Source organism: Herbaspirillum sp. GW822-FHT03A08, assembly GCF_058801885.1.
This window is the reverse complement of the sequence record NZ_JBXANR010000004.1, coordinates 157,380-181,901: the sequence shown is the minus strand read 5'-3', so window position 1 is coordinate 181,901 and position 24,522 is coordinate 157,380. Positions and strand designations below refer to the sequence as shown.

The 24,522-nt window shown below is 56.9% G+C and carries 30 protein-coding genes; 12 read left to right on the top strand and 18 right to left on the bottom strand.

What is annotated here, in order from left to right; translation table 11 throughout:
• Positions 1-3: 3 nt before the first annotated feature.
• From AC1RN6_RS14025 to AC1RN6_RS14010, 4 genes are all read right to left on the bottom strand, one after another.
• Positions 4-954, bottom strand: a complete 951-nt coding sequence (locus AC1RN6_RS14025) for a YheT family hydrolase (RefSeq protein ID WP_493006052.1) — start codon at positions 952-954, stop codon at positions 4-6.
• 120 nt (positions 955-1,074) lie between these two features.
• Positions 1,075-1,506, bottom strand: coding sequence for a YybH family protein (locus AC1RN6_RS14020; RefSeq protein ID WP_493006051.1), 432 nt, complete (start codon positions 1,504-1,506; stop codon positions 1,075-1,077).
• A gap of 83 nt (positions 1,507-1,589) precedes the next feature.
• Positions 1,590-1,787 carry a zinc-finger domain-containing protein gene (locus AC1RN6_RS14015; protein ID WP_007878625.1) on the bottom strand — a complete coding sequence of 66 codons (198 nt, stop codon included), beginning with the start codon at positions 1,785-1,787 and terminating at the stop codon, positions 1,590-1,592.
• An 83-nt stretch (positions 1,788-1,870) separates the two neighbouring features.
• Positions 1,871-2,791: a branched-chain amino acid transaminase gene (locus tag AC1RN6_RS14010; protein WP_493006050.1), complete on the bottom strand. Its 921-nt coding sequence runs from the start codon at positions 2,789-2,791 to the stop codon at positions 1,871-1,873.
• Between the two features lie 150 nt (positions 2,792-2,941).
• Here AC1RN6_RS14010 and AC1RN6_RS14005 point away from each other — a divergent pair, with 150 nt between their 5' ends.
• The 10 genes from AC1RN6_RS14005 (at position 2,942) to AC1RN6_RS13960 (ending at position 12,837) form a co-directional block, all read left to right on the top strand.
• Entirely contained in the window at positions 2,942-3,748 is an 807-nt protein-coding gene (locus AC1RN6_RS14005) for an AzlC family ABC transporter permease (RefSeq protein ID WP_493006049.1), read from the top strand.
• Positions 3,745-4,068, top strand: coding sequence for an AzlD domain-containing protein (locus tag AC1RN6_RS14000; RefSeq protein WP_493006048.1), 324 nt, complete (start codon positions 3,745-3,747; stop codon positions 4,066-4,068). Before AC1RN6_RS14005 ends, AC1RN6_RS14000 begins: the two co-directional genes overlap by 4 nt.
• A gap of 159 nt (positions 4,069-4,227) precedes the next feature.
• Complete coding sequence (locus tag AC1RN6_RS13995) at positions 4,228-5,418, top strand: phosphoglycerate kinase (protein WP_493006047.1); 1,191 nt, start codon at positions 4,228-4,230, stop codon at positions 5,416-5,418.
• Between the two features lie 80 nt (positions 5,419-5,498).
• Positions 5,499-6,932, top strand: a complete 1,434-nt coding sequence (gene pyk, locus AC1RN6_RS13990) for a pyruvate kinase (protein ID WP_050477417.1) — start codon at positions 5,499-5,501, stop codon at positions 6,930-6,932.
• A gap of 23 nt (positions 6,933-6,955) precedes the next feature.
• Positions 6,956-8,020: a class II fructose-bisphosphate aldolase gene (gene fba, locus AC1RN6_RS13985; protein WP_007878631.1), complete on the top strand. Its 1,065-nt coding sequence runs from the start codon at positions 6,956-6,958 to the stop codon at positions 8,018-8,020.
• 141 nt (positions 8,021-8,161) lie between these two features.
• A complete protein-coding gene (locus AC1RN6_RS13980; protein ID WP_493006046.1) occupies positions 8,162-9,058 on the top strand; it encodes a phosphoribosylaminoimidazolesuccinocarboxamide synthase in 897 nt (298 codons plus the stop codon).
• Between the two features lies 1 nt (position 9,059).
• Positions 9,060-9,563, top strand: a complete 504-nt coding sequence (purE, locus tag AC1RN6_RS13975; RefSeq protein ID WP_493006045.1) for a 5-(carboxyamino)imidazole ribonucleotide mutase — start codon at positions 9,060-9,062, stop codon at positions 9,561-9,563.
• Positions 9,560-10,771, top strand: a complete 1,212-nt coding sequence (locus tag AC1RN6_RS13970) for a 5-(carboxyamino)imidazole ribonucleotide synthase (protein WP_493006044.1) — start codon at positions 9,560-9,562, stop codon at positions 10,769-10,771. Before purE ends, AC1RN6_RS13970 begins: the two co-directional genes overlap by 4 nt.
• A 15-nt stretch (positions 10,772-10,786) precedes the next feature.
• Positions 10,787-11,815: an L-threonylcarbamoyladenylate synthase gene (locus AC1RN6_RS13965; protein ID WP_493006043.1), complete on the top strand. Its 1,029-nt coding sequence runs from the start codon at positions 10,787-10,789 to the stop codon at positions 11,813-11,815.
• 278 nt (positions 11,816-12,093) lie between these two features.
• The gene (locus tag AC1RN6_RS13960; protein ID WP_493006042.1) at positions 12,094-12,837 is read left to right on the top strand and encodes an OmpW/AlkL family protein; all 744 of its coding nucleotides are present in this window, start codon (positions 12,094-12,096) and stop codon (positions 12,835-12,837) included.
• 70 nt (positions 12,838-12,907) lie between these two features.
• On the opposite strand, the gene AC1RN6_RS13955 is transcribed toward AC1RN6_RS13960, so the two are convergent.
• Positions 12,908-13,414, bottom strand: coding sequence for a flavin reductase family protein (locus AC1RN6_RS13955; protein WP_493006041.1), 507 nt, complete (start codon positions 13,412-13,414; stop codon positions 12,908-12,910).
• A gap of 295 nt (positions 13,415-13,709) precedes the next feature.
• Here AC1RN6_RS13955 and msrA point away from each other — a divergent pair, with 295 nt between their 5' ends.
• Positions 13,710-14,249: a peptide-methionine (S)-S-oxide reductase MsrA gene (gene msrA, locus AC1RN6_RS13950; protein ID WP_493006040.1), complete on the top strand. Its 540-nt coding sequence runs from the start codon at positions 13,710-13,712 to the stop codon at positions 14,247-14,249.
• An 18-nt stretch (positions 14,250-14,267) separates the two neighbouring features.
• Here msrA and AC1RN6_RS13945 read toward each other — a convergent pair whose 3' ends face one another.
• The 6 genes from AC1RN6_RS13945 to purB form a co-directional block, all read right to left on the bottom strand.
• Entirely contained in the window at positions 14,268-15,479 is a 1,212-nt protein-coding gene (locus AC1RN6_RS13945) for a class I SAM-dependent methyltransferase (protein ID WP_493006039.1), read from the bottom strand.
• A 58-nt stretch (positions 15,480-15,537) separates the two neighbouring features.
• On the bottom strand, positions 15,538-16,173 hold the full coding sequence (pdxH, locus tag AC1RN6_RS13940; RefSeq protein WP_493006038.1) for a pyridoxamine 5'-phosphate oxidase: 636 nt from the start codon (positions 16,171-16,173) through the stop codon (positions 15,538-15,540).
• A gap of 209 nt (positions 16,174-16,382) precedes the next feature.
• A complete protein-coding gene (locus tag AC1RN6_RS13935; protein ID WP_493006037.1) occupies positions 16,383-16,958 on the bottom strand; it encodes a YceI family protein in 576 nt (191 codons plus the stop codon).
• A 57-nt stretch (positions 16,959-17,015) separates the two neighbouring features.
• Positions 17,016-17,597 (bottom strand): YceI family protein, encoded by a 582-nt coding sequence (locus AC1RN6_RS13930; RefSeq protein ID WP_493006036.1) that lies wholly within the window; start codon positions 17,595-17,597, stop codon positions 17,016-17,018.
• Positions 17,598-17,619: 22 nt separating this feature from the next.
• Entirely contained in the window at positions 17,620-18,144 is a 525-nt protein-coding gene (locus AC1RN6_RS13925) for a cytochrome b (RefSeq protein WP_493006035.1), read from the bottom strand.
• A 357-nt stretch (positions 18,145-18,501) separates the two neighbouring features.
• Positions 18,502-19,869: an adenylosuccinate lyase gene (gene purB / locus AC1RN6_RS13920; RefSeq protein WP_493006034.1), complete on the bottom strand. Its 1,368-nt coding sequence runs from the start codon at positions 19,867-19,869 to the stop codon at positions 18,502-18,504.
• A 217-nt stretch (positions 19,870-20,086) separates the two neighbouring features.
• On the opposite strand from purB, the gene AC1RN6_RS13915 reads away from it, so the two are divergent.
• Positions 20,087-20,692 carry a glutathione S-transferase N-terminal domain-containing protein gene (locus tag AC1RN6_RS13915; RefSeq protein ID WP_493006033.1) on the top strand — a complete coding sequence of 202 codons (606 nt, stop codon included), beginning with the start codon at positions 20,087-20,089 and terminating at the stop codon, positions 20,690-20,692.
• 102 nt (positions 20,693-20,794) lie between these two features.
• Here the strand turns inward: AC1RN6_RS13915 and bfr are convergent, their stop codons facing one another.
• The 7 genes from bfr to hemP form a co-directional block, all read right to left on the bottom strand.
• Complete coding sequence (gene bfr, locus AC1RN6_RS13910; RefSeq protein ID WP_050477429.1) at positions 20,795-21,268, bottom strand: bacterioferritin; 474 nt, start codon at positions 21,266-21,268, stop codon at positions 20,795-20,797.
• Between the two features lie 302 nt (positions 21,269-21,570).
• Positions 21,571-21,987, bottom strand: a complete 417-nt coding sequence (locus AC1RN6_RS13905; RefSeq protein ID WP_493006032.1) for an ExbD/TolR family protein — start codon at positions 21,985-21,987, stop codon at positions 21,571-21,573.
• Positions 21,987-22,721 carry a MotA/TolQ/ExbB proton channel family protein gene (locus tag AC1RN6_RS13900; RefSeq protein ID WP_493006031.1) on the bottom strand — a complete coding sequence of 245 codons (735 nt, stop codon included), beginning with the start codon at positions 22,719-22,721 and terminating at the stop codon, positions 21,987-21,989. The genes AC1RN6_RS13905 and AC1RN6_RS13900 overlap by 1 nt, the downstream gene beginning before the upstream one ends.
• Positions 22,722-22,785: 64 nt before the next feature.
• Positions 22,786-23,490 (bottom strand): energy transducer TonB, encoded by a 705-nt coding sequence (locus AC1RN6_RS13895; protein ID WP_493006030.1) that lies wholly within the window; start codon positions 23,488-23,490, stop codon positions 22,786-22,788.
• Between the two features lie 9 nt (positions 23,491-23,499).
• A complete protein-coding gene (locus tag AC1RN6_RS13890; protein ID WP_493006029.1) occupies positions 23,500-23,730 on the bottom strand; it encodes a (2Fe-2S)-binding protein in 231 nt (76 codons plus the stop codon).
• 31 nt (positions 23,731-23,761) lie between these two features.
• Complete coding sequence (locus AC1RN6_RS13885) at positions 23,762-24,082, bottom strand: hypothetical protein (RefSeq protein WP_493006028.1); 321 nt, start codon at positions 24,080-24,082, stop codon at positions 23,762-23,764.
• A 136-nt stretch (positions 24,083-24,218) separates the two neighbouring features.
• Entirely contained in the window at positions 24,219-24,407 is a 189-nt protein-coding gene (gene hemP, locus AC1RN6_RS13880; protein WP_007878681.1) for a hemin uptake protein HemP, read from the bottom strand.
• Positions 24,408-24,522 lie beyond the last annotated feature (115 nt).

The window sequence follows — 24,522 nt, the reverse complement described above, 5'->3', positions numbered from 1 at the left end:
AGGTTATTGACCTTCGAAGAAGTGCAGCATGCGCTGCGGCAGCCAGCCGAGTTTTCCCGGTGGCGCGCCGGTGGCGAAGCCGACATGGCCGCCTTCTGCAGGATATTCCAGTTTGACGCAGGCCGCTGCACTTTGCGGCAGGTATTGCGCCGGCAGGAAGGGATCATTCTGTGCATTCAATACCAGCGTCGGCACGGTGATGTCGTGCAGGATGTGTTTGGCGCTGGCGCGATCCCAGTAATCTTCGGTGTTGCGATAGCCATGCAGTGGCGCCGTGACGATATTGTCGAAGGTATAGAGATCGCGTGCCTGCATCATTGCCTCGCGGCTGAACAGATCGGGAAATTGATTCAACTTGACCAGCGACTTGGTGCGCATGGTGCGTAGGAACACGTGTGAATAGATACGATTGAAGCCACGCGCCAGTGCTGCGCCGCCACCGGCCAGATCGAGCGGCGCCGAGATGGCGCAGGCGGCGTCAATGAATTCTGCCTGATGCTGCGATTCGCCCAGCCAGCGCAGCAAGGCATTGGCGCCCAAGGAAACGCCGGCTGCATAAAACTTCGGCGCGCCGATGGCGCTTCGATGACTCATCAGGCGCCGCAAGACCCAGTCGAGCTCTGCGCTGTCGCCGGAGTGGTAGAAGCGCGGCGCCAGGTTGATCTCGCCGGAGCAGCCGCGAAAATGCGGCACCACACCCGACCATCCGCGTGCTGCGATGGCAGCCATGAAGGCGCGGCTGTAGTGGCTATCCGACGAGCCTTCCAGTCCATGGAACAGCACTACCAGCGGCTGGCCCGGTTTGCCATCGACAAAATCGACATCGATGAAGTCGGCGTCAGGCGTGTCCCAGCGCTCACGCCGGAAACGCACCGGTGGTTTGGCGATGAACGTGGCGGGGTAAATGGTTTGCAGGTTGCCGCCGGGGAGCCAGCGGGGTGCGGAGTATTGCATCTTGCGTTTTCACGAATATCAAAGGAAGTGCGGAAGTGCGGAACTGCGGAAGTGCGGAAGTGCGGCAGAAATGTGCTGCGGCAATACCGAAGAAATTGTCCGCCGCAAGGTGTTCGACAATCAGTGCAGCATCGTTTCGGTTATCGGTTCTGTAGGTGCCGGTCCCGGCGCCACCGAGGCGTGGTGAGTGACGATGCGCCAGCCTTGGGCGGTCTTCATGTAGATGTTGGTGGCGATCACGTGCACATCGGCACGGGCGTTTTCCGGATGCTGGATATCTTCGATGACGTTGTGTACCGCAGTGGTCATCGTGTGCGCTGCATGCAGCTGGCGCGGCTGGATATGCAGGCCACCGCGCGCCAGGATTTCTTCCCAGGAGTTGCGGATCGCCACATGTCCGATCAGGCGCAAGGCGCCGGGATGGACGCAGACGATTTCTTCATCCTCGGCCCACAATGCCATCAGGGCTTCCAGATCGGCTCTGGCAAGCGCATCGTAATAGGCCGCTTCAACTTCGTCGGGTGAACCTTGTATCAGTTTGGCGCGTGGCATGTTTTCTCCGGAGAAAAAGCAAAGAGGGCCAGTCAATTCTTGGTGGCCCTCTTTGTTTGTGTCGCTATGGCGTGTCGTTGTGCTTAGTGAGCCTTGACGACGGCGCCAGGTTTCAACTGGTATTGCGTGCCGCAGTACGGACACTTGGCGGCGCCGTGCGCGTCCAGCTCGAGGAACACGCGCGGATGCGACGACCAGTGCGGCATGTTTGGATTCGGGCAGTGGGCCGGCAGGTCTTTGCCGTCGAGTTGTACTGGCTGGGTTTGTTGAACTTGGCTCATGTGATTCTCCGTTGCTGGGTGCTTTAAATGTGATGCAGTAATTTTATGTATTCGTGCAGTGTATCTGTGCGGGGTCGCCGGTATCAGACCAGCGTCAGCCAGTGCTGATACTGCGGCGCCTTGCCCGACACGACGTCGAAGAACAGGGTCTGCAGTTTTTCAGTGATCGGGCCGCGTGCGCCGTTGCCGATGGTACGGTTGTCGAGCTCGCGGATCGGTGTGATTTCAGCGGCGGTGCCGGTGAAGAAGGCCTCATCGGCGCAGTACATCTCGTCGCGGGTGATACGTTTCTCAACGACGTCGATGCCAAGGTCACGCGCCATGGTCAGCACCGCGTCGCGCGTGATGCCGTCGAGGCAGGACGCCAGATCTGGTGTATAGACTTTGCCATTCTTGACGATGAAGACGTTTTCGCCGGAGCCTTCCGACACATAGCCATCGGTGTCCAGCAGCAGCGCTTCATCGTAGCCGTCGGCCAGCGCTTCCTGGTTGGCGAGGATGGAATTGATGTAATAGCCGGACGCCTTGGCGCGCACCAGCGACACGTTGACGTGATGGCGGCTGAAAGACGAGGTCTTGACGCGGATGCCCTTGGTGATGCCGTCTTCGCCGAGGTAGGCGCCCCACGGCCAGGCGGCGATGGCGACGTGAATCTTGTTGCCCTTGGCGGAGACGCCGAGCTTTTCGGAGCCGATCCAGATCAGTGGGCGGATGTAGCAGGATTCGAGTTTGTTCTCACGTACGACCTGGCGTTGCGCTTCGAGGATGGTGGCCTGGTCGAAAGGCACTTCCATCTGAAAAATCTTGGCGGAGTTGAACAGACGCTGGGTATGTTCCTTCAGGCGGAAAATTGCCGTGCCCTGCGGCGTTTTGTACGCACGGACGCCTTCGAATACGCCCATGCCGTAATGCAGTGTGTGGGTCAGTACGTGAATGGTGGCGTCGCGCCAATCGATCAGTGCGCCGTCTTTCCAGATTTTTCCGTCGCGGTCTGCCATGGACATGATGAAAGTCTCCGATGAATAGTAAAGCTGCGGTCAACGCTGCAAAGTCCACATTTTAACGGAACAAGCGCGTAAAAAGTTTCATCTATAAAATGTTCGAACTACGTAAAAATGCTATGTGGCAAGTCAACAAAAGCGACCAAGGCAAGAATGAACAAGGAGACAGACGCCGGGGACAGTCGATCTGACCCGGTAAGGGGATCTGCGGAGGCGGCAGAATCTGCGGATTCTGTGCAGGCAAAGGCTCAGGCACGTCGTATCGAAAAAGAAGCGTTTCAGGAAGGCTGGCGCGCCAGCGCATCGACCATCCCGGCCGTGCTGGCCTGGGGAATCGTGTCGGGCATGGCGATGGTCAAGTCGGGCATGACCATCTGGCAATCGCTGGCCATGACACTCACCGTCTACGCCGGATCCGCGCAATTCGCCGTTTTGCCGCTGCTGGCGGCGCATACGCCGTTAATCGTGATCTTTCTCACGGCGATGATCGTCAATCTGCGTTTCGTCATCTTCTCCGCCGCCGTGGCGCCGCATTTCGCCCATCTGCCCTGGTATCGCCGCGTCTGGTACGGCTACTTCAACGGCGACATTTCGATGGGATTCTTCCCGCAGCGTTTTCCGGCGCATACGGTGCACCAGCCGGCCGGCAAGCTCGGCTTTTTCGAGGCGGTCTGCTATCCAGGCTGGTTTGCCTGGCAGGTCGGCGCCATTGTCGGCATCCTGCTGGCCAGCCAGATCCCCGAAAGCTGGAACATCGGCTTCGCCGGCACGCTGGCGCTGATCGCCATCATGATCCCGATGATCATCAACCGCGCTGCACTGGCAGGCGTGATCGTCTCCGGGGCTGTTGCCGTTGTGGCAATCAATCTGCCATATCGGCTGGGTTTGCTGCTGGCGGTGGTGATCGGTATGGCCGCTGCCATGCTGGCGGACAAATTTATCGTTAAGGAAAAAGAATGAACGCCTTCGACGTTTGGGTTTCTATAGTCTTGTTGACGATGTCGACCTTGCTCACCCGCAGCGGCTTTTTCCTGTTCGGCCATGCGGTCAAGCTGCCACCCAAGCTGCAGCACGCTCTGGGCTACGCACCGGCGGCGGCGATGGCGGCCATTGTGATGCCGGATCTGGTGACGTCGGGGGGCGCGGTGGACATCAACTGGGCCAATCCCAAGTTGCTGGCAGGTATCGGGGGCGGCATCTTTTTCATGGCGACCCGGCATTTGCTGGGAACGATTGTTGCCGGTATGACATTGTTCACGGTGTTGCGTCTGGCGCTGTAGCCCGTCATGGGGGCGTTGATCGGGCGCTCATGGGCGTTGTGGCGGCCGCCGTTGCCGTGAATGCCCCGATTCCCCCGATTCCTCTCCGAAAACCATGCTGGGAGCAGGGCGGGTAGAGTAAAATAACGCGTTTTTGCCCCACCTACGATTCTGCGAAAAATGAAATTCAACCGACTCAGCGATCTCATCTCTTCCAATCAACTGCAAGGCAAGCGCGTCTTTATTCGCGCTGATCTGAACGTGCCGCAGGATGATGCGGGCAATATCACCGAAGATACGCGCATTCGCGCTTCGGTGCCGGCCATTCGCGAGGCGCGCGACGCCGGCGCGGCAGTGATGGTGACATCGCATCTGGGCCGTCCGGTCGAAGGTGAGTTCAAGCCTGAAGACTCGCTGGCGCCGGTCGCCAAGCGTTTGTCTGAATTGCTGGGCGCAGAAGTCAAACTGGTATCAAACTGGACCGATGGCGTCGACGTTGCGCCCGGCCAGGTCGTGTTGCTGGAAAATTGCCGCCTCAACAAGGGCGAAAAGAAGAACAGCGACGAGCTGGCGCAAAAGATCGCCAAGCTGTGCGACGTCTACGTCAACGATGCATTCGGCACCGCGCACCGCGCTGAAGCCACCACTTACGGTATCGCCAAGTTTGCACCGATCGCTTGCGCCGGTCCGTTGCTGGCAGCCGAGCTCGATGCACTGGGCAAGGCCCTGAACCAGCCGGCGCGTCCGCTGGTGGCGATCGTCGCCGGTTCCAAAGTCTCCAGCAAATTGACTATCCTGAAAGCACTGGCCGACAAGGTCGACAACCTGATCGTCGGCGGCGGCATCGCCAACACCTTCATGCTGGCGTCCGGCCTGAAGATCGGCAAGTCGCTGGCCGAGGCCGATCTGGTCGACGAAGCCAAGGCCATCATTGAGATGATGGCCAAGCGCGGCGCTTCGGTGCCGATTCCTGTCGATGTGGTGTGCGGCAAGGAATTTTCTCCGACCGCAGTTGCGACCGTCAAGGACGCCAGAGACGTAGCCGACGACGACATGATTTTCGATATCGGTCCGAAGACCTCCGCCATTCTGGCAGCGCAGCTGGCCAAGGCCGGCACCATCGTCTGGAACGGCCCGGTAGGCGTGTTCGAGTTCGATCAGTTCGGCGCAGGCACGATGGAATTGGCGCATGCGATTGCCGATTCCAGTGGATTTTCGATTGCCGGCGGCGGCGACACGCTGGCGGCGATTGCCAAATACGATATCACCGACAAGGTCGGCTATATTTCGACCGGTGGCGGCGCTTTTCTGGAGTTCCTGGAAGGCAAGACCCTGCCGGCAGTAGAAATTCTGATGCAGCGCGCGCAATAAAGCGTCGTCAATACAAGACACGCAGCACGCACCAAGATAACGAGACAAGAGCTTTTCAACCAGGTCAGAGAAAGATTTTCATGCAAAGAGCAACCAAGATCGTCGCCACCATCGGCCCCGCTTCCAGCGACAGAGAGACCCTGACGCGCATGATCAAGGCGGGCGTGAATGTGGTGCGCTTGAACTTCTCTCACGGCAAGGCGCAGGACCATATCGACCGCGCCACGCTGGTCCGCGAAGTGGCCGATGCCTGTGGCGTCAAGGTCGCCATCATGGCCGATCTGCAAGGTCCGAAGATCCGCGTCGGCAAATTTGAAAATGGCAAGATCAATCTGAACAACGGCGACAAATTCATCCTCGACGCCGATTGCACCATGGGCAATCAGGAGCGCGTCGGCCTCGATTACAAGGCACTGCCGCGCGACCTCAAGGGTGACGACGTGCTGTTGCTCAACGACGGCCTGATCGTGCTGGTGGTTGAGCGTGTGATGGGCAATGAGATCCACACCGTCGTCAAGATCGGCGGCGAGCTGTCCAACAACAAGGGCATCAACCGCCAGGGAGGTGGTTTGTCCGCTCCGGCGCTGACAGCCAAGGACATGGATGACATCAAGACGGCGATGAGCTTCCAGGCCGACTATGTTGCCGTGTCGTTCCCGAAGAATGCGACCGACATGGAAATGGCGCGCCAGCTCGGCAATGTTGCCGCTGAGCCGTACGGCCATAAGCCATTGATGATCGCCAAGATCGAGCGCGCCGAAGCGATTCCGCTGCTGCAGGAAATCCTCGACGCTTCCGACGGCATCATGGTCGCGCGCGGCGACCTCGCCGTGGAAGTCGGCAATGCTGCCGTACCAGGTCTGCAAAAGCGCATGATCAAGATGGCGCGCGCTTCCAACAAGCTGACCATCACTGCCACGCAGATGATGGAATCGATGATCGTCAATGCCGTGCCGACGCGTGCGGAAGTTTCCGACGTCGCCAACGCCGTGCTGGACGGCACCGATGCTGTGATGACCTCGGCCGAAACGGCTTCCGGCAAGTATCCGGTGGAAACCGTCGAAGCCATGTCGGCCATCTGCCTGGCCGCCGAAAAATCCGAAGACTGCAAGCTCGACGCTGACTTTCTGAACCTGCAATTCACGCGTGTCGACCAGTCGATCGCGTACGGTGCACTGTTCACCGCGCATCACCTGCGCGTGAAGGCGATTGCGGCGCTGACCGAGTCCGGTTCCACTGCGCTGTGGATGAGCCGTCATAACATCGATGTACCAATTTTTGCCATTACCCCCAATGTCGCGACGCGCCAGAAGGCCGCGCTGTTCCGCAATGTGCGCACGTTTGAACTGGCGCAGTCCACCGACACCGAAGTGGTGTTGAAGGGCGTGCAGGACTTGCTGCTGGCGCAAGGCGTCGTGCAAAAGGGTGATTTGATCGTCGTGACCTGGGGGGAGCCGATTGGACAAGTCGGCGGCACCAATGCCCTGAAGATTCTCAGGGTCGGCGAGTACTGATTTCTATCGTTCTGGAGTTTATTATGCCTCTCGTATCCATGCGTCAATTGCTGGACCACGCCGCCGAAAACGGCTACGGTTTGCCAGCCTTCAACGTCAACAATCTGGAGCAAGTCACTGCGATCATGCAGGCTGCCGACGAAGTTGGCGCGCCAGTCATCATGCAAGCCTCCGCAGGCGCGCGCAAGTACGCTGGTGAAGCGTTCCTGCGCCACTTGATCGAAGCTGCGGTGGAAGCCTATCCGCACATCCCGGTCGTCATGCATCAGGACCACGGCCAGTCGCCGGCAGTCTGCATGGCCGCGATCAAGTCGGGTTTCACTTCGGTGATGATGGACGGTTCGCTGATGGAAGACGGCAAATCGGTCGCCAGCTACGAATACAACGTCGAAGTGTCGCGCAAGGTGGTGGAGTTTTCGCACGCCATCGGCGTCACGGTGGAAGCCGAGCTGGGCGTGCTCGGTTCGCTGGAAACCATGATGGGCGACAAGGAAGACGGCCACGGCGCCGACGGCAAGATGACGCGCGAACAGTTGCTGACCGACGTCGGCCAGGCTGCCGATTTCGTCAAGCAGACACAGTGCGATGCGCTGGCCATCGCCATCGGCACTTCGCACGGTGCGTACAAGTTCTCGCGCAAGCCGACCGGCGACATCCTCGCTATCGACCGCATCAAGGAAATCCATGCGCGCATTCCGAACACCCATCTGGTGATGCACGGTTCGTCGTCGGTTCCACAGGAGCTGCTGGCTGAAATCCGCGAGTTCGGCGGCGACATGAAGGAAACCTACGGCGTGCCGGTGGAAGAGATTCAAGAAGGCATCAAGCACGGCGTGCGCAAGATCAACATCGACACCGACATCCGTCTGGCAATGACCGGCGCGATCCGCCGCTACCTGATGGAAAATCCAGGCAAGTTCGATCCGCGCGATTACCTCAAGCCTGCCCGCGAAGCGGCGAAGCTGGTGTGTAAGGCACGCTACCTGTCGTTCGGCTGCGAAGGCCAGGCCGGCAAGATCAAGGCGATCCCGCTGGAAAAAATTGCAGAGAAATACAAGAAGGGCGAGCTCTCCCAAATCGTTCAGTAATACGATCGGCGAGCAAACCAAGCGACCGGGACTGGCAACAGCAGTCCCGGTTTTTTGACTTTAAAGGTGGGCAGAAAAATAGCGGTTTCGCCGTCCCGGCGTTACCTCGGATCCTCGACCCACAGAATGACCGGAATCAACATGACCAGCCTCTACAAAACTTCCATCACTTCACTCCCTCTGCTGGGTAACGGCAAGGTGCGCGACAACTACGCAGTTGGCGACGACAAATTGCTGATCGTGACGACCGACCGCCTGTCTGCGTTCGACGTCATCATGAACGAGCCGATCCCAGGCAAGGGCAAAGTGTTGAACCAGATGTCGGATTTCTGGTTCGAGAAGCTGGGCGACATCGTGCCGAATCATCTGACAGGCATCGCTCCGGAAACCGTGGTCGCCGCCAATGAAGTCGAACAGGTGCGCGGTCGGGCTGTCGTGGCCAAGCGCCTGAAGCCTATTTTGGTGGAAGCTGTTGTGCGCGGCTACATCATCGGTTCCGGCTGGAAGGACTATCAAGAGTCCGGTTCCATCTGCGGCATCAAATTACCGGAAGGTCTGCAACAAGCCGCCAAGCTTGCCGAGCCTATTTTCACACCGGCAGCCAAGGCAGATCTCGGCGAGCACGACGAAAACATCAGCTTCGCCGATATGGAAAAACGCATCGGCAGCGAACTGGCCAACAAGATGCGCGACATCAGCATCAAGCTGTACAAGACGGCCGCTGACTACGCTGCGACACGCGGCATCATCATCGCCGACACCAAGTTCGAATTCGGTCTGGACGACAACGGCGTGCTGCATCTGATGGACGAAGTGCTGACCGCCGATTCATCACGCTTCTGGCCTGCCGATAGCTACAAGGTCGGCATCTCCCCGCCGTCGTTCGACAAGCAGTTTGTGCGCGACTATCTGGAAACCGTCGACGGCTGGAAGAAGACGCCACCAGCGCCTGCCCTGCCAACTGAAGTCATCGAAAAGACCGGCGCCAAATACCGCGAAGCGCTGGAGCGCCTGACCGGCAATTCGCTGAAGGACTGACATGAGCACGAACAACACACAAGCGCCGGTCGTTGGCGTCGTCATGGGATCGTCGTCCGACTGGGATGTGATGCAGCATGCCGTGGCGATTCTGAAAGAATTTGGGATTCCGCATGAGGCGCAAGTCGTCTCCGCACACCGTATGCCGGACCAGATGTTCGATTATGCCGAGAAAGCACGTGGGCGTGGCCTGCGCGCCATCATCGCCGGCGCCGGCGGTGCTGCGCATTTGCCGGGCATGATCGCTGCCAAGACCATCGTGCCGGTGCTGGGCGTGCCGGTGCCGTCGAAGTATCTGCGTGGTGAGGACTCTCTGTTGTCCATCGTGCAGATGCCGAAGGGCATTCCGGTCGCGACTTACGCCATCGGCGAAGCCGGTGCCGCCAACGCAGCCTTGTCGGCCATCGCCATGCTGGCGACCACCGACGATGCGCTGGCTGCGAAGCTGGAAGCTTTCCGTGTCAAACAAACGCAAGTTGCCCTGGATATGAAGTTGCCGTTATGAGTCAGAAGCAGTCCCCCTCGAACAATAACAATGTTTCGATCCCCACCACAACGCCGGCGACCTGGCTGGGTGTGATGGGCGGCGGCCAGCTTGGTCGCATGTTTGCCCACGCTGCGCAGGCGATGGGGTTCAAGGTCGCGGTGCTGGAGCAGGAAGATGATTGCCCGGCCGGGCAAGTCGCTGATCGCCTTATTCGCACGTCTTATACCGATCCCCGGGGTTTGGATGAGCTGGCGTCGCTGTGCGGCGCGGTGACGACCGAATTCGAGAATGTATCGGCTGACAGCCTCGCTGCGTTGGCGGCGAAGACTTATGTCGCACCGTCGGCATCGGGCGTCTCGATTGCCCAGGACCGTATCGCTGAGAAGCGCTTCTTCGTCGATTGCAGCGCCGCTTCCGGCGTGCAACCTGCACCGCATAAGATCATCGCTTCTGAAGCGGATATCGATGCTATTCCGTCGGACTTGCTGCCTGGAATTCTCAAGACGGTCCGCATGGGTTACGACGGCAAAGGCCAGGTGCGCGTGCGCAGTATTGCCGACGTCAAGGCGGCGTTCGCCGGGATGAAGGGCGTGACCTGCCTGCTGGAAAAAATGCTGCCGCTGGCTTACGAAGTTTCCGTTCTGGTGGCACGCGGTGCCGACGGCGCCGCCGTGGTGTATCCGATTGCCGAGAACGTCCACCGCGACGGCATCCTGTTCACCACGACTGTGCCATCGGATCACGTCTCTGACACTGTCGCAAAGAAGGCGCAAGACGCGGCGTTAGCGATCATCGCCAAGCTCGATTATGTCGGTGTGCTGTGCATCGAATTTTTCGTACTGGCGGACGGCTCGCTGGTCGTCAACGAAATGGCGCCGCGCCCGCACAATAGCGGTCACTACACTATCGATGCCTGCATCACCAGCCAGTTCGAACAACAGGCGCGCGCGATGGCGCGTTTGCCGTTGGGCGACGTGCGTCAGCATTCTCCTGCCGTCATGTTGAACATCCTCGGCGATGTGTGGTATGAGGGCGAAAGCGACGACATGCGGGAGCCGGCCTGGGACAAGATCCTGGCACTGCCGGGCGCACATCTGCATTTGTATGGCAAGGCGCAAGCCCGTCGTGCCCGCAAGATGGGACACGTCACGTTTGTCGCGCCTACCATGGCGCAAGCGCAGGCTCAGTTGGCGGCGGCATGCGCCATTCTCGGCATTGCTCAGTAACAGGTAGAGGCAGCAATGGTGACTGTGAAGATTGACATGGATGCGGTAAAGCTTGCCGCGCGCAAGCTCGAAGCGGGCAAGCTGGTGGCGTTTCCTACAGAGACGGTCTACGGTCTTGGCGGCGACGCCGAGAACGCTGCTGCCATCGCCGATATCTACGCCGCCAAAGGGAGACCTGCCAATCATCCGGTCATCGTCCATGTTGCGCCGGAAGCCGACATTTCCTATTGGGCGGCGGAAGTGCCATCCGAAGCGCGTGCATTGATCGAGGCTTTCTGGCCGGGTCCGCTGACGCTGATTCTCAAGCGTGCTGCGCATGTTCCAGCAGCCGCTTCAGGTGGGCAGGATTCGATCGGTGTGCGTTGTCCTTCTCATCCCGTCGCACAGGCTTTGCTGCGTGAATTCAAGGGCGGAAAGGGTGGCGTCGCAGGACCATCGGCCAACAAGTTCGGCCACGTCAGTCCCACGACGGCGGAACATGTGCGCGACGAATTCGGCAGCGATGCCGATAGTCTTGTGGATTACGTACTGGATGGCGGTGCAAGTGAAGTTGGGATCGAATCGACGATTGTCGATTTGTCGCGTGTCGATACGCACGGCGCCGTATTGCTGCGTCCGGGGCAAATCAGTGTTGATCAGATTACGGCAGTGTTGGGCGTTGCGCCCGGCTCACCGGATGCGGCCGCTCCGCGCGCATCAGGCACGCTGGATGCGCACTATGCGCCTAATACGCCGGTAGCGCAGGTCCCGGCAGAACAATTGGCTGAGACAATAAAGAAGCTCGCTGAGCGCAATTACAAGGTCGCGGTGATTCATCGCTCGATGGAAATCACTTCGGCACATTTCTCCTTTGCCATGTCTCAGGATGCTGATCAGTACGCGCATGATTTGTATGCTGCGCTGCGAGATATGGATCATCAGAATGCCGATATCATTTTGGTAGAAGCGACTCCTTCCAAGCCGGCATGGCAGGGCATCAATGATCGCCTGCGTCGTGCCGCCTTTGATTCCGCCGGAATTCTCTCTCGTTTGCTCGTGACCTGACGTGCTTTTTTTAGCAATATTGCTGCTGGCTCAATAGTTAAAATTATTTCCAGTTGCCAAAAAAATACACGTCTATACAAAGCTAATTAAAGCTGGCATAGTATCGCAAAAGAATAGCACGCGCGTTCTTTTTGTCTTGGGAGTGTAAAGACGGAATTGCATGATTCCTCTGTGCATTCAACAAAAACAGGCGACGTCCAACGTCGCCAAAAAACTCCGGACTCAGAGTCGGAATAATTAATAAACGGGGCGCAGCCCTTTACATTTGGAGACGACACATGAAGCAACAATTTTCCCTTTTGCCTAAAATCGCTGCGCTGTCCATCGCTGCTGCTTTTGCTGCACCTGCCATGGCGCAAACTGCCGGTAGCAACATCGTCAATCTGGGCTGGTTCCATTTGGCACCGCAGGAATCGAGCGAGACTCTGCAGATCAACAGCCCTGCAGCAATCGCCGGCCCTGTTCCTGGTAGTGGTGCAAGTATTAGCAATGCAGATACTTTGGGAATTGCTTTCACCCACTTCTTCACCGACAACATCGCAGTGACGACTGATGTAGGTATTCCACCAACATTCAAACTGACCGGCACCGGTACGATCGCAAGTGCCGGAGAAGTCGGCAAGGCCAAACAATGGAGCCCTGCGGTTATCGCGAAGTGGTATTTCGGCGACGGCAACAGCCAGTTCCGTCCATTCGTCGGTGCCGGTGTGTCTTATGTCTGGTACTCGGACGTTTCATTGAGCAACCAATTCCAAGGTCTCCTGTCGACCAAGTTCACCGGTAGCGCAACAGCTGCCAAATCGACCGCAGATCTCAGCTCCTCGTGGGCGCCAGTCCTGAATGTCGGTGCAACCTATAACTTCGACAAGAACTGGTCTTTGGGTTTCTCGGTGGCGTATATCCCTTTGAAGACCAAGGCTGATATCACCACTACGTTGCCCACCGGCGCACAAGTCAAGTCGTCAACCAGTCTGACTCTGAACCCGATCGTCACCTTCCTGTCAGTCGGTTACAAGTTCTGATCCTTGTACTGCTAAAAATAAAAAAGCGCCCTTGTGGCGCTTTTTTATTTGTTGGTTCGACTTCTGTTGCTTAAGATTCCGTCTTGATAAACCGGCCGTCATGAAACACCAAGGCCGCTTGCGGCGTTACTTCGCAATGCTCCACTTCACCGACAAAAATCACGTGGTCACCTTCAGGATAGCGGCTGCGATTGTGGCATTCGAACCAGGCTGAGACGCCTTTCAATACAGGCTGTCCTGTACGCGACAGCGTATATTCCACGCCGTTGAAACGATCTGAAGACTTGCGTGCGAATTGCTCCGCCAAGGCAGCCTGATCGGCCCCAAGAATGTTGATTACGTAGTGAGAATTACCCGAGAATACCGGCATGCTGCTAGCTTGCTCGGACAAGCTCCACAACACCAGCGGCGGGCTTAGCGATACCGAATTGAACGAACTCGCGGTCAGGCCGAGCAGCGTCCCATCGGCCAGACGCGTGGTGATAACAGTAACGCCGGTCGCAAATTGAGATAATGCTTTGCGGAAATGGGCGGCGTCGAATTCGCGCGACGTAGCGCGCGGGGAGCGTGAATGCATCTAAAGCCTGTGGGATCGATTCTGGTCAATGCGACATTATGCCCAAAAAATACGATGCAGTAACCCAGCTGCTGCGAAGGGCAATATCCGGCTATGGTAGGGACGCGTGCGAATTTTCTGGGATGCCGAATCTTTGAGCGGCTTTAAAATACAAAAAAACGTACTTATTAGTTAAGTTTCTATGGCTTTCATCGGAATGCCGCATTAGGAAATTAATTCGCAGCAATGGTATAAACGTAACTATGCAATCAGACGTGTGATTGCTGACATCGGAATCAATGACGTGGGAGCGATCGTGAATACTTCATCGGAAACAGCAATTCTTGGCGGTGGGTGCTTTTGGTGCCTTGAGGCGGTGTATCAGCAGTTGAAAGGCGTACAGCACGTGGAGTCCGGATATACCGGCGGCCAGATCAAGGATCCGACTTACGAGCAAGTATGCAATGGCGATACCGGCCATGCAGAAGTCGTGAAGCTGACGTTCGATCCCGCAACGATCAGTTTCAGGGAAATTCTGGAAGTGTTTTTCACCATCCACGATCCGACCACCTTGAACCGTCAAGGCAATGACGTCGGCACGCAATATCGTTCGGTGATTTACTACGATTCACCCACGCAGCGCGACACGGCCAAGCACATCATCGCTGAGATGGCGCTGGTGTGGGATGCGCCGATTGTGACAGAACTCAGTCCAGTAGAAACCTACTACAAGGCCGAGGACTATCACCAGAACTACTTCCAGCAGCATCCTTTCCAGGGTTATTGCGCGTTTGTCGTGGCGCCAAAACTGGCCAAGTTCCGCGAAGTCTTTGCCACGAAAAGCAAAGATAACTAGGAACAAGGCCGCAGCCGGTCAGGCCGTCGCGTCGTAGATGTAGCGGCGCGATTGCGGCAGAACGTCGGCGTGACGGTTGGATTTGCCGCAGATGACCTGATACAGAGAAATCCAGTCCTGGTTGAAACCATGCGAACTGCCGGCAAGATAGACACGCCAGATGCGATAGCGCTTCTCGTCGGTAATCTTGCGAATCTGTTCTGCCTGGGCTTCAAAATTGTCAGCCCAGATGGCACAGGTTTTGGCGTAGTGCTTGCGCAGATTTTCGACATCGAAGGCTTCCAGCCCGCCTTGCTGCATGGCTTTCAGCACCAGGCTGATGTGCGGCAGTTCACCGGCGGGGAAAACGTATTTGTCGATGAACTCGCCGCCCCCATACGGCGATTCGCCGTTTTCAATATCGGTCGTGGTGATACCGTGATTCATTGCCAGGCCGTCGTCGGCGAGCAGCGAGTTGATGCGTGCGAAGTACATCGGCAGGTTCTTCAAGCCGACGTGTTCAAACATGCCGACGCTGGTGATGCGGTTGAAGGTGCCGGTGACGTCGCGGTAATCCTGCAAACGGATTTCGATACGGTCGCTCAGGCCGGCTTTCTCGACCCGCTCCTTGGCCAGCGCATACTGATTTTCCGATAGCGTAATCCCGACGCACTTGGCGCCGAACTTCTGCGCCGCGCGCAGTACCAATGCACCCCAGCCGCAACCGATATCGAGCAGTGTGTCGCCCGGACGGACCTGGATCTTGGTAAGAATGTGATCGATCTTCTTGATCTGGGCCGTGGCAAGGTCTTCGTCGCCGTTTTCAAAATAGGCGCAGGAGTAGACCATGTTCTCGTCGAGGAACAGCTTGTAGAAGTCGTTGGAAACATCGTAGTGATAGCGGATGGCCTCCGCGTCTTTTTCCTTGCTGTGGCGGATAGAGCGTGCGATGCGCGCCAGCTTGCCTTCCGCTTTCAAGGTTTTTGCCGCCAAAGTATTGGCGACGCTGATGATGCTGGCCACCGGACCGTCGACGTCAATCTTGCCTTCGACATAGGCTTCGCCAAGATTGGACAGCGATGGCTGGAACAGATAAGTCAGGGCCGATACGTGAGGAACACGCAAGGTGACCTGCGGCGCACCGTCGCTGAAATCGAACTGTCGGCCGTTCCACAGTTCAAGACGCAACGGCAATGCCGTTGCATGACGGATTTCCTCTACCCAAGCTGCGAGCTTCTTTTCCCAAAACACGATGTTTCCCTCCGTGCAAGTGATGTGATGCTATGCGCAGCCCTGACGTAAGTTCTGGTCAGGGTTGCAGGCGTTGCCGGCTCCAGTTGCCGTCTGCAGCGCGGGTATAAATCACGCGATCATGCAGGCGCGAGCGCCGGCCTTGCCAAAATTCCATTTTCTCCGGCACCACGCGGTAGCCGCCCCAGTGTTCCGGGCGCACGGGCTCGGTGCCGTATTTTTTTTCTGCAGCAGCGAACTGCGTTTCCAGCGTCTCGCGCTTGTCGACCGGCTGACTTTGCTCGGAGGCGATGGCGCCAATCTGACTGAGCAAGGGGCGGCTGGCAAAATACGCATCGCTTTCACCAGCGGCGACTTGCTCGATCTTTCCTTCGATGCGAACCTGGCGTTCAAGTTCGACCCAGTGGAAAAGTAGTGCGACATAAGGATGCCGGGCGATCTCACGCCCTTTGCGACTGTGATAGTTGGTGAACCAGGTGAAGCCGGCCGCATCGACTTGCTTGAGCAGGACAATGCGCGACGAAGGCTTGCCGTCGACACCGACGGTGGCAATACTCATCGCATTCGGTTCGGGAATCTCTGCTTTAAGGGCTTCATCAAACCATGTTGAAAATTGAACAATAGGATCGGCGGCGACATCAAGTTCAGACAAACTGGCGCGGCTGTAATCCTTGCGAAGATCTGCTATCGACATGTTGCATTTATCCTTAATCGGGACAGCGCTAGATTAGCGCGTTTTTAAAAAGCTTGCAGGGAGTGGCTTGAAGCATCGCGCCCAAGCTCAGGCTGGAAGCCGCTTTCAAAAGCGAGCCATTATGCGCGAGAACATCGGATGTGAACATGATGCAGAACAAAAAAGGCCGATGCACATGACATGCATCGGCCTTTCGGAAGAAGCCTGAATCAGTTGTTCTTGATTGCTTCAACCTGAATCGCCAGCTTCACTTCCGGCGAGAAGCGCGGCACGCCGAAGCTCACGCCGAAGTCGGCACGATTGAACGTTGCCGAAGCATCAGCACCGCACACTTCACGCTTGAGCATCGGATTCTGAACGCAAGTAAACTTGTTGATTTGCAATTGAACCGGCTTGGTCACACCGTGCAAGGTCAGTTCGCCTTCGATGGCAACCGGCTTGTCGCCGTCAAACTTGATCGAGGTGCCCTTGTAAGTCGCGGTCGGGAATTTTTGTGCGTCCAGCACTTCAGCAGACTTGACGTGATCGTTCAGCTTGGAATGGCCGAAGTCGATCGACGATGCATCAATGGTGATATCGACGGTGCCGGTCTTGGCGGCGCGATCCAGCGTGATAGTGCCGCTGGTCTTGGTGAATTTGCCGCGCCAGACCGAGAGGCCCATGTGGTCGGCTTCAAAGCTCGGGTAAGTATGGCTGGGGTCGATCGTGTAGCTGTCGGCAGCCAGAGCGGAGGTCGAAGCAGCGCCGGCGGCGAGCAGGGAAATCAGGGCGAATTTCAATTTCATGGGACAGTCCTTTGTAATGATCTGTTGAGCGTTGAAACGATATGGTTTTATTGTGAATTACGGTGCTGTTACGACGTGAAACTTGATGGTGACTTCATCGGCGACCATGCTGGTGTCTTTCCACTCACCTTCGCCGATATTGAAGGTCAGGCGCTTGATCGGCACGGCGCCGTCAAATACCTGGCCGCTGCCTTCTTTCTTGACGGTCAGGGGGAACTGTACGTCAGCAGTCTTGCCCTTGATGGTCAGCTTGCCGGCGACGTCATATTTGGTGCCTGCCGGCGCGCCGGCGGAAGCCTTGATCGAGCTGGAGACGAAGCTGGCCTTGGGGAATTGTGCGGCGTTGAACCATTCCTTCTTCAGCACTTCCTTGTTGTACTCGGCATCGCCCAGGTCGAAGCTGGAGATGTCGATGTCCACGCTGGCCTTGGCGGCATCGGGTTTGGCGCTGTCGAAATCGATCTGCGCGGTGAATTTCTTGAATTTGGCTTCAACCGGCACATTCAGTTGCTTGAAGACGGCGCTGACGGTGCTTTTGCCGGCATCGACTTTGAGCGGTGCGGCAAGCGCGGACGAAGCCAGGCTGAAAGCAGCGATACTGCCGACGAGAGCACTGGTCAATGTAGAACGCAGAATCATGAAATTTCCTTGAAAGAGATAGTCAGGGCAGGATACGTTTAAGCACGCCGTCGCGATCGATGAACTGATGCTTCAGCGCAGCCAATACATGCAGGCAGAACGCGGCTAGCAAAGTCATGTTCAGCCAGTAGTGCACCAGCTTGAGCAAAGGTTTGAGTTCCGGATTGGGATCGATGAACACCGGTAGCGGGTAAAGGCCCAGATAGACTACGGGGACTCCTGCCGCGAGGCTATAGAAATAGCCCGAGATAGGAATCGCAAAAATAAGAATATAAAGCAAGCCGTGCAGCCCATGCGCCGCGCTTTGCTGCCAGCGCGGCATCTGCGCGGGATACGCCGGTGCGGCATGCGTCAGGCGCCACAGCAGGCGCAGACATGCCAGGGCAAGCACCGTGACGCCCAGCCATTTATGCCAGGAAAAATACTTCAGCTTGGTTGGCGTCAGGCCGGGAATGTTGACCATCGTCAGGCCAAGGCAAAAAGCGGCGATGATCAACAAAGCGATCAGCCAGTGCAACAAAATGGCAGGTTTTGTGTAGCGTTCCATGGCGGTTGCTGGTGGAAGGTGGGAAATCGAGGAGTGCAAGCGAGCGCTTACTTGCTTACTTACTGGAGGAACCGCGGGCGTGGATTGCTTTCGGTCGTCATTGCGACGCCGGCAGCCTGAGCGAAATCGATATGCAGCACAGCAACCATGCTTGTTCCTTTGTGATCGTTTGAAGTGATCGTTTAAATGAGGCGGCTCGCATTTTTAATGCGATGCAGCAGCATAAAGGCTTTTCAGGATTCGCAATAGATCAGTAAAACTGATTTCACTGATCCATTTAGGTTAACAATCGATCTGTTGCCGCGCAATTTGAGGGGATCAGGCAGGTTTGGGTTCCGCCGTATTCCCCTCATATGCTTAAATATTTTTGGCCAAGGCGATGGCTTCGCCGATGTAGTTGGCCGGTGTCATGGCCAACAGCAGATGCTTGGCGTCTTGCGGGATAGCGAGGCCGTTGATGAAGTCGCGCAAGGCGTCTTTCGAAATACCCTTGCCGCGCGTCAGTTCTTTCAACTGCTCGTATGGATTTTCGATGCCATAGCGGCGCATGACGGTTTGCACCGGCTCGGCCAGCACTTCCCAGGTATTGTCCAGATCTTCAGCCAGACGGGCTGGATTGACTTCCAGCTTGTTCAGGCCGCGCAGGCAGCTGTCGTAGGCCAGCACGGCATAACCGAAGGCGACGCCGATGTTGCGCAGGACCGTCGAATCCGTCAGGTCGCGCTGCCAGCGGGAAACCGGCAGCTTTTCCGACAGGTGCTTGAGGACGGCGTTGGCCATGCCCAGATTGCCTTCGGAGTTTTCGAAGTCGATCGGGTTGACCTTGTGCGGCATGGTCGAGGAGCCGATTTCGCCGGCCTTGGTGCGTTGCTTGAAGTAACCCAGCGAAATGTAACCCCAGACGTCGCGGTTCAGATCCAGCAGGATGGTGTTGGCGCGCGCCACGGCGTCGAACAGTTCGGCCATGTAGTCATGCGGTTCGATCTGGATGGTGTATGGGTTGAACACCAGGCCCAGGCGTTGTTCGATGACGTTCTTGGAGAACGCCGCCCAGTCGGTTTCCGGATACGCGGACAGATGGGCGTTGTAGTTGCCGACCGCACCGTTCATCTTGCCGAGGATCTCGACGGCGGCGATGCGTTTGACGGCGCGTTGCAGACGGGCGACGACGTTGGCGATTTCCTTGCCCAGGGTGGTCGGGCTGGCAGGCTGGCCGTGAGTGCGCGACATCATCGGCACGGCAGCGTGTTCATGCGCCAGCTCGGTCAGCTTGGCGATAAGGCCTTGCAGGGCCGGCAACACGACGGTGTCGCGCGCAGCCTTGAGCATCATGCCGTGCGAGGTGTTGTTGATGTCTTCCGAGGTGCAGGCGAAGTGGATGAATTCGGACGCGGCAACCAGTTCCGGTACGTCTTTGACCTTTTCCTTGAGCCAGTATTCGACAGCCTTGACGTCATGGTTGGTGACGGCTTCGATTTCCTTGATGCGCGCTGCATCGGCTTCGGTGAAGTCCGCTGCCAGTTTGTCGAGCAGCGAGCTGGCATTCGCCGAGAACGGTTTGATTTCGGCAAAACCAGCCGCCGACAACGCTTGCAGCCAGGCAATTTCCACTTTCACCCGGTGGTGCATGAAACCTGCCTCGGAGAGGATAGGGCGCAGCTTGTCGGTTTTGGCAGCGTAGCGGCCGTCGAGTGGGGAGAGAGCGGAAAGTGCGGTGAGGGACATGATAGTAGCGGGGGAAAGATGAAAACAGCGTTGAAAATAAGGAATCGCGATCCACGGCGATAGCAGGAACAAGTGTGGACCTGTATTAACTCGCGATTTTACCATCCCGGGCGTCCCGGAATCGGGATCGTTGCAGCTTGTCGTCGCAACCGGCGATTCGGGCGTTAGTGGTAAAGCCCCGATGCTATAATCGGGCCGGATTATTACAAAAATTGCTATGAAACTAATCGCCTCACTGGTAAGCCCCTACGCTCGCAAAGTTCGCATTGTCATGGCGGAGAAGAAGATCGATTACGAGCTGGTTCTGGAAGATGTATGGAGCGAGACGACGACCATCCAGCAATTCAACCCGCTCGGAAAAGTGCCATGCCTGATGATGGACGACGGCGGCGCCATGTTCGATTCCCGCGTGATTTCCGAATATCTCGATATCCTGACCCCGGTCGGCAAGCTGATGCCTACCGGCGGCCGCGAGCGCGCTGAGGTTAAATGCTGGGAAGCGCTGGCTGACGGCATGCTGGATGCGGCGATCCTGGTGCGCCTGGAGAAGGCGCGCCCGACCCGCCAGCAAAGCCCTGACTGGATCAAGCGCCAGTGGAGCAAGGTTGACGCATCCTTGAAGTCCATGGCTTCCGGCCTTGGCGAAAAGACTTATTGCGTCGGCAACCACTATTCGCTGGCCGATGTTGCTGTCGGCTGTGCCTTGGGATGGCTGAACTTCCGTTTCCCTGAATCGCAGTGGAAAGAAAATTATCCCGAATTGCTGCGTCTGTTCGAGAAGCTGTCCGAGCGTCAGTCGTTCAAGGACACCGCGCCGAATTGATATTCGGGCACGAACCCGGCGACGGGCTTCAAATAAAAAAGCGCGACCGGAGTCGCGCTTTTTTTATGTCCGTGACGCTGCTTGAGCAGCGGACGGGGACGATTACTCTGCGATGATCTGCGTTTGCAGGTAGTTCTGGATGCCGATCTTTTCAATGATGTCGAGCTGAGTTTCCAGCCAGTCGATATGCTCTTCGGTGTCGTCCAGAATCATCTGGAACAGTTCACGGGAGACGTAGTCGCCGTGGGTTTCGCAAGTCGCGATGCCTTCCTTGACGGTCTTGTGCGCTGCTTTTTCCAGCTTCAGGTCGCATTGCAGCATTTCAGCAGTGTTCTCGCCGATCATCAGCTTGTGCAGCGCTTGCAGGTTAGGCAGGCCGTCGAGCATCAGGATACGGTCGATCAGCTTGTCGGCGTGTTTCATTTCGCCGATGGATTCTGCGTACTCTTTCTTGGCAATCTTTTCAAAGCCCCAATGCTTGTACATGCGGGCGTGCAGAAAATATTGGTTGATGGCTGTCAATTCGTTAGTCAATTGAGCATTGAGCAGCTTGATGACCGCTGGATCGCCTTTCATAGGAACCTCTGAGAATATAGTGGGAGAAGACAGGCCGGCGGGCAGAGGGGATCTGCGCAATCGTCTAGCCGCGTGAACGGACGGATCATAGCGCAGCCGATTCCAGAGTTCACTATAAATTAGCGCGAATCATTCTTACTTTATTTCTATGGAGCAGCGCCAGGCTTGTTGCGGCAGTACGTATGGGCCGGCGTAGAGCGGGTTTGAATGATGGCATTCAAAATAACAAAGCCTCCATTCCGTGAAGAATGAAGGCTTTGCGGTGTAGCGAGCGTGACTGTCTCGCCGGCTTCAGAGATGAATTACTTTGCTTGCGGATCAGTGACGAAGCCAATCTTGGAGAGACCGCCCGATTGCGCAGCCGCCATCACTTGCGCCACTTTTTCGTATTGTGTCGTACGCTCAGCGCGCAGATGCAATTCAGGTTGCGGTTCTTTCTTGGCAGCCTCGGCAATGCGCAGGCTCAACTGATTGTTGTCGATTTGTTGGTCATTCCAGAACACCTTGCCGTTCGCATCAATCGACAGATTGATGTTTTGCGGCTTGGTTTCGTCCGGCTGATTGGTCGCGCGCGGCAGGTCGATCTTGACAGCGTGATTCATGACCGGAATGGTGATGATGAAGATGATCAGCAGCACCAGCATCACGTCAACCAGCGGAGTGGTGTTGATCTCCGGGTTGAAGTCGTCGTCTGAATCGGACAGGGAACCCATTGCCATTACGCTCTCCCGACGGCCGTCAGTTTGGCGCTTTTGGTGGCGCCTGTTTCGGCGTCCTCTGTTGCCGAGCGTGCGCCGGTGACGAACAGGGCGTGCAGGTCGAAGCCGAACTTGTTCAGCTTGGCGATGGTGGTCTTGTTGCCGCGAACCAGAGCGTTGTAGCCGAAGGTTGCAGGAATCGCCACTGCCAGACCCAGCGCAGTCATGATCAGCGCTTCACCCACAGGGCCTGCGACTTTGTCGATGCTGGCCTGGCCGGAAGTGCCGATGGACACCAGTGCGTGATAGATGCCCCAGACGGTGCCGAACAGACCGACGAACGGTGCTGTCGAACCGACCGATGCCAGAACCGCCATGCCGGCCTGCAACTTGCCGGATGCCTCATCGATAGCCTGACGCAGGGACAGGGTGACCCAGTCGCTGACCGAAAGTTGATCGTGCAGATGGCCCTTGTGGGCAGTATGGTGGCTCATCGAAGCAACGCCGGCTTTGGCGACTTCGGCGAATGGGTTGTCGGAGCCCAGTGTTGCAACCCCTTCAGGCAGGCTGGTGGTGTCCCAGAATGCGTGGCCGGCCGCATCGGAGGCGCGGCGGAAGCGCAGCAGCTGCAGCGCTTTGGTGACGATCACATACCAGGACGCGATCGACATGGCGAGCAACAATACTGCGACGCCCTTGGTGACGAAATCCCCTTGCGCCCACAGGCTTTCCAATCCGTACGGACTAACTTCCATGATGACTTCCTTCTATGACTGTAGTGAATGAATTAACTGATTTTATTCTGCATGTCCGCTGCAATCAGCGGTCCAGCTTGAATGTGATTGCGCCGGTCGCCGACACGGAGATAGCTTTGCCGTCTTCGATATAAGGCTTGAATACGGCGCGCATGACAGCGCGACGAGCCTCGTCATCCAGGCGGGACGAGCCCGATCCCTTGATGATATCGACTTTTTCGGCTTTGCCGGCAGTGTTGACCAAAACGCGGAACTGCACGACGCCTTCTTCACCCATGCGCTTGGAGGCGGGTGGATAGTTCGGACGTGGCGCTTCAATGTATTCGATGCCGGACGTGATTTGTTTCGGTGGCGGCGGACCTGGAGGAGATGCAGGCGCCGGTGCGGGCGCTGCTGCCGGTGGCGATGGTTCAGCCGGTTGCGGCGGAGTAGGAGGTGCAGAGATGGCGGTTGGTGCAGGCGCCTGCGTGACCGGGATCGGTGGCGGCGGTGTGACGGATTTTTTTACGACCTGAACGACCTTCGGCGGTGCCGGAGGTGCCTTTGGCGGAGCCGGTTCCGGCGCGCGTTCTGGCGTGATAAACGTGGCGATGACTTCTTTGGGAATCGCGTTCGCGACCTGGTGAATCAATCCACTTTGCAGCGCATAGAAGAATGCCAGGTGCAACAGAATGATAAAGCCCAGTGGGCCGATTTTGCGGACCTGACGCCAGACGGCGCCGACGGGATTGGACGAGCTGCTACTCATAGTAGGCGATAAGGCGTTCATAAATGATCTTTATGCAATAGCAGCGGTGTTCGCGTGGAACACCATTGCTTGCACTGTGTTGCGTGTTTGATTGGAATTGCTCAGACATTCGCGCAGGACGTGTTTGGCGCAGGTATGGCATTTGCCGCAACAAGTACCAACACCGAGCTCCTTGCGAAGCTCGGACATCGATGTCATGCCTGCATTCACTGCCTGATGAATCTTGCCTTCGGAAATGTTGTTACAAACACATACGATCATTGTACGCCTTGCCGCCTGGGTATGTAGGCTCTTAAATGGATCTCGCTCCTGAAACGATGCGAGCAAACAAGTTGAATTTCTCGGGTTGCGGCATGGTACGTTCCACTACGGTTGCCCACTGTTCCGATAATTGTTGGCAGGTCGCCCGCAATACCGGAGCCAGATTCGGCAAATCCGCCAATGCTTTCAGGTGTCGTTCAATCACTGACGCCAATTTGACGCAGCTTTTGGTTTCCTGATTGCTGGCAGTGTAGTGAGACATCAAATGCAGCACTGCTGAAACCAGCAGCTCTGGCTGTGCCGGTGCGTTATTTGGTTCTACGAAAGCAGAATCCATTTTGTCGGTAACCATCAAACTCTCCTTAATCGGCAAGCTTGGCTGGCTAACGTATAACGCTGTGGCATCACCGTTGGCTGGCTGGTTTTGTACCATCGTTCAAATCTGTTGATTCTGTGATGATTTTATTTTGTGTATCGTTTGCTTCCGCTTACGCCGTCAAAATCAGCTTGTTCAGCTGCGTCAGGCGCAGCTTGTAAATGCGACCGCCGTGGTCGATTTCCAGTTCGCGCATCTGCCGGAACAAATCCTGGCTCTTGATGCGTGTAATGGGGGAGCCATTTGCTGCTGTGGCTGGCTTGTTACGACGTTCAGTTCCGTGCTCGATCAGTTGGCTCATCATAACCTCCTATTAAATGCGAACAATTCTTATTTAGATTATTCGTCATTTAATCCAAGATTGCAAGCTCTTTTATAATTTGTTGCGACTTTCTTTCCTGCCGGAAATGGAGGGA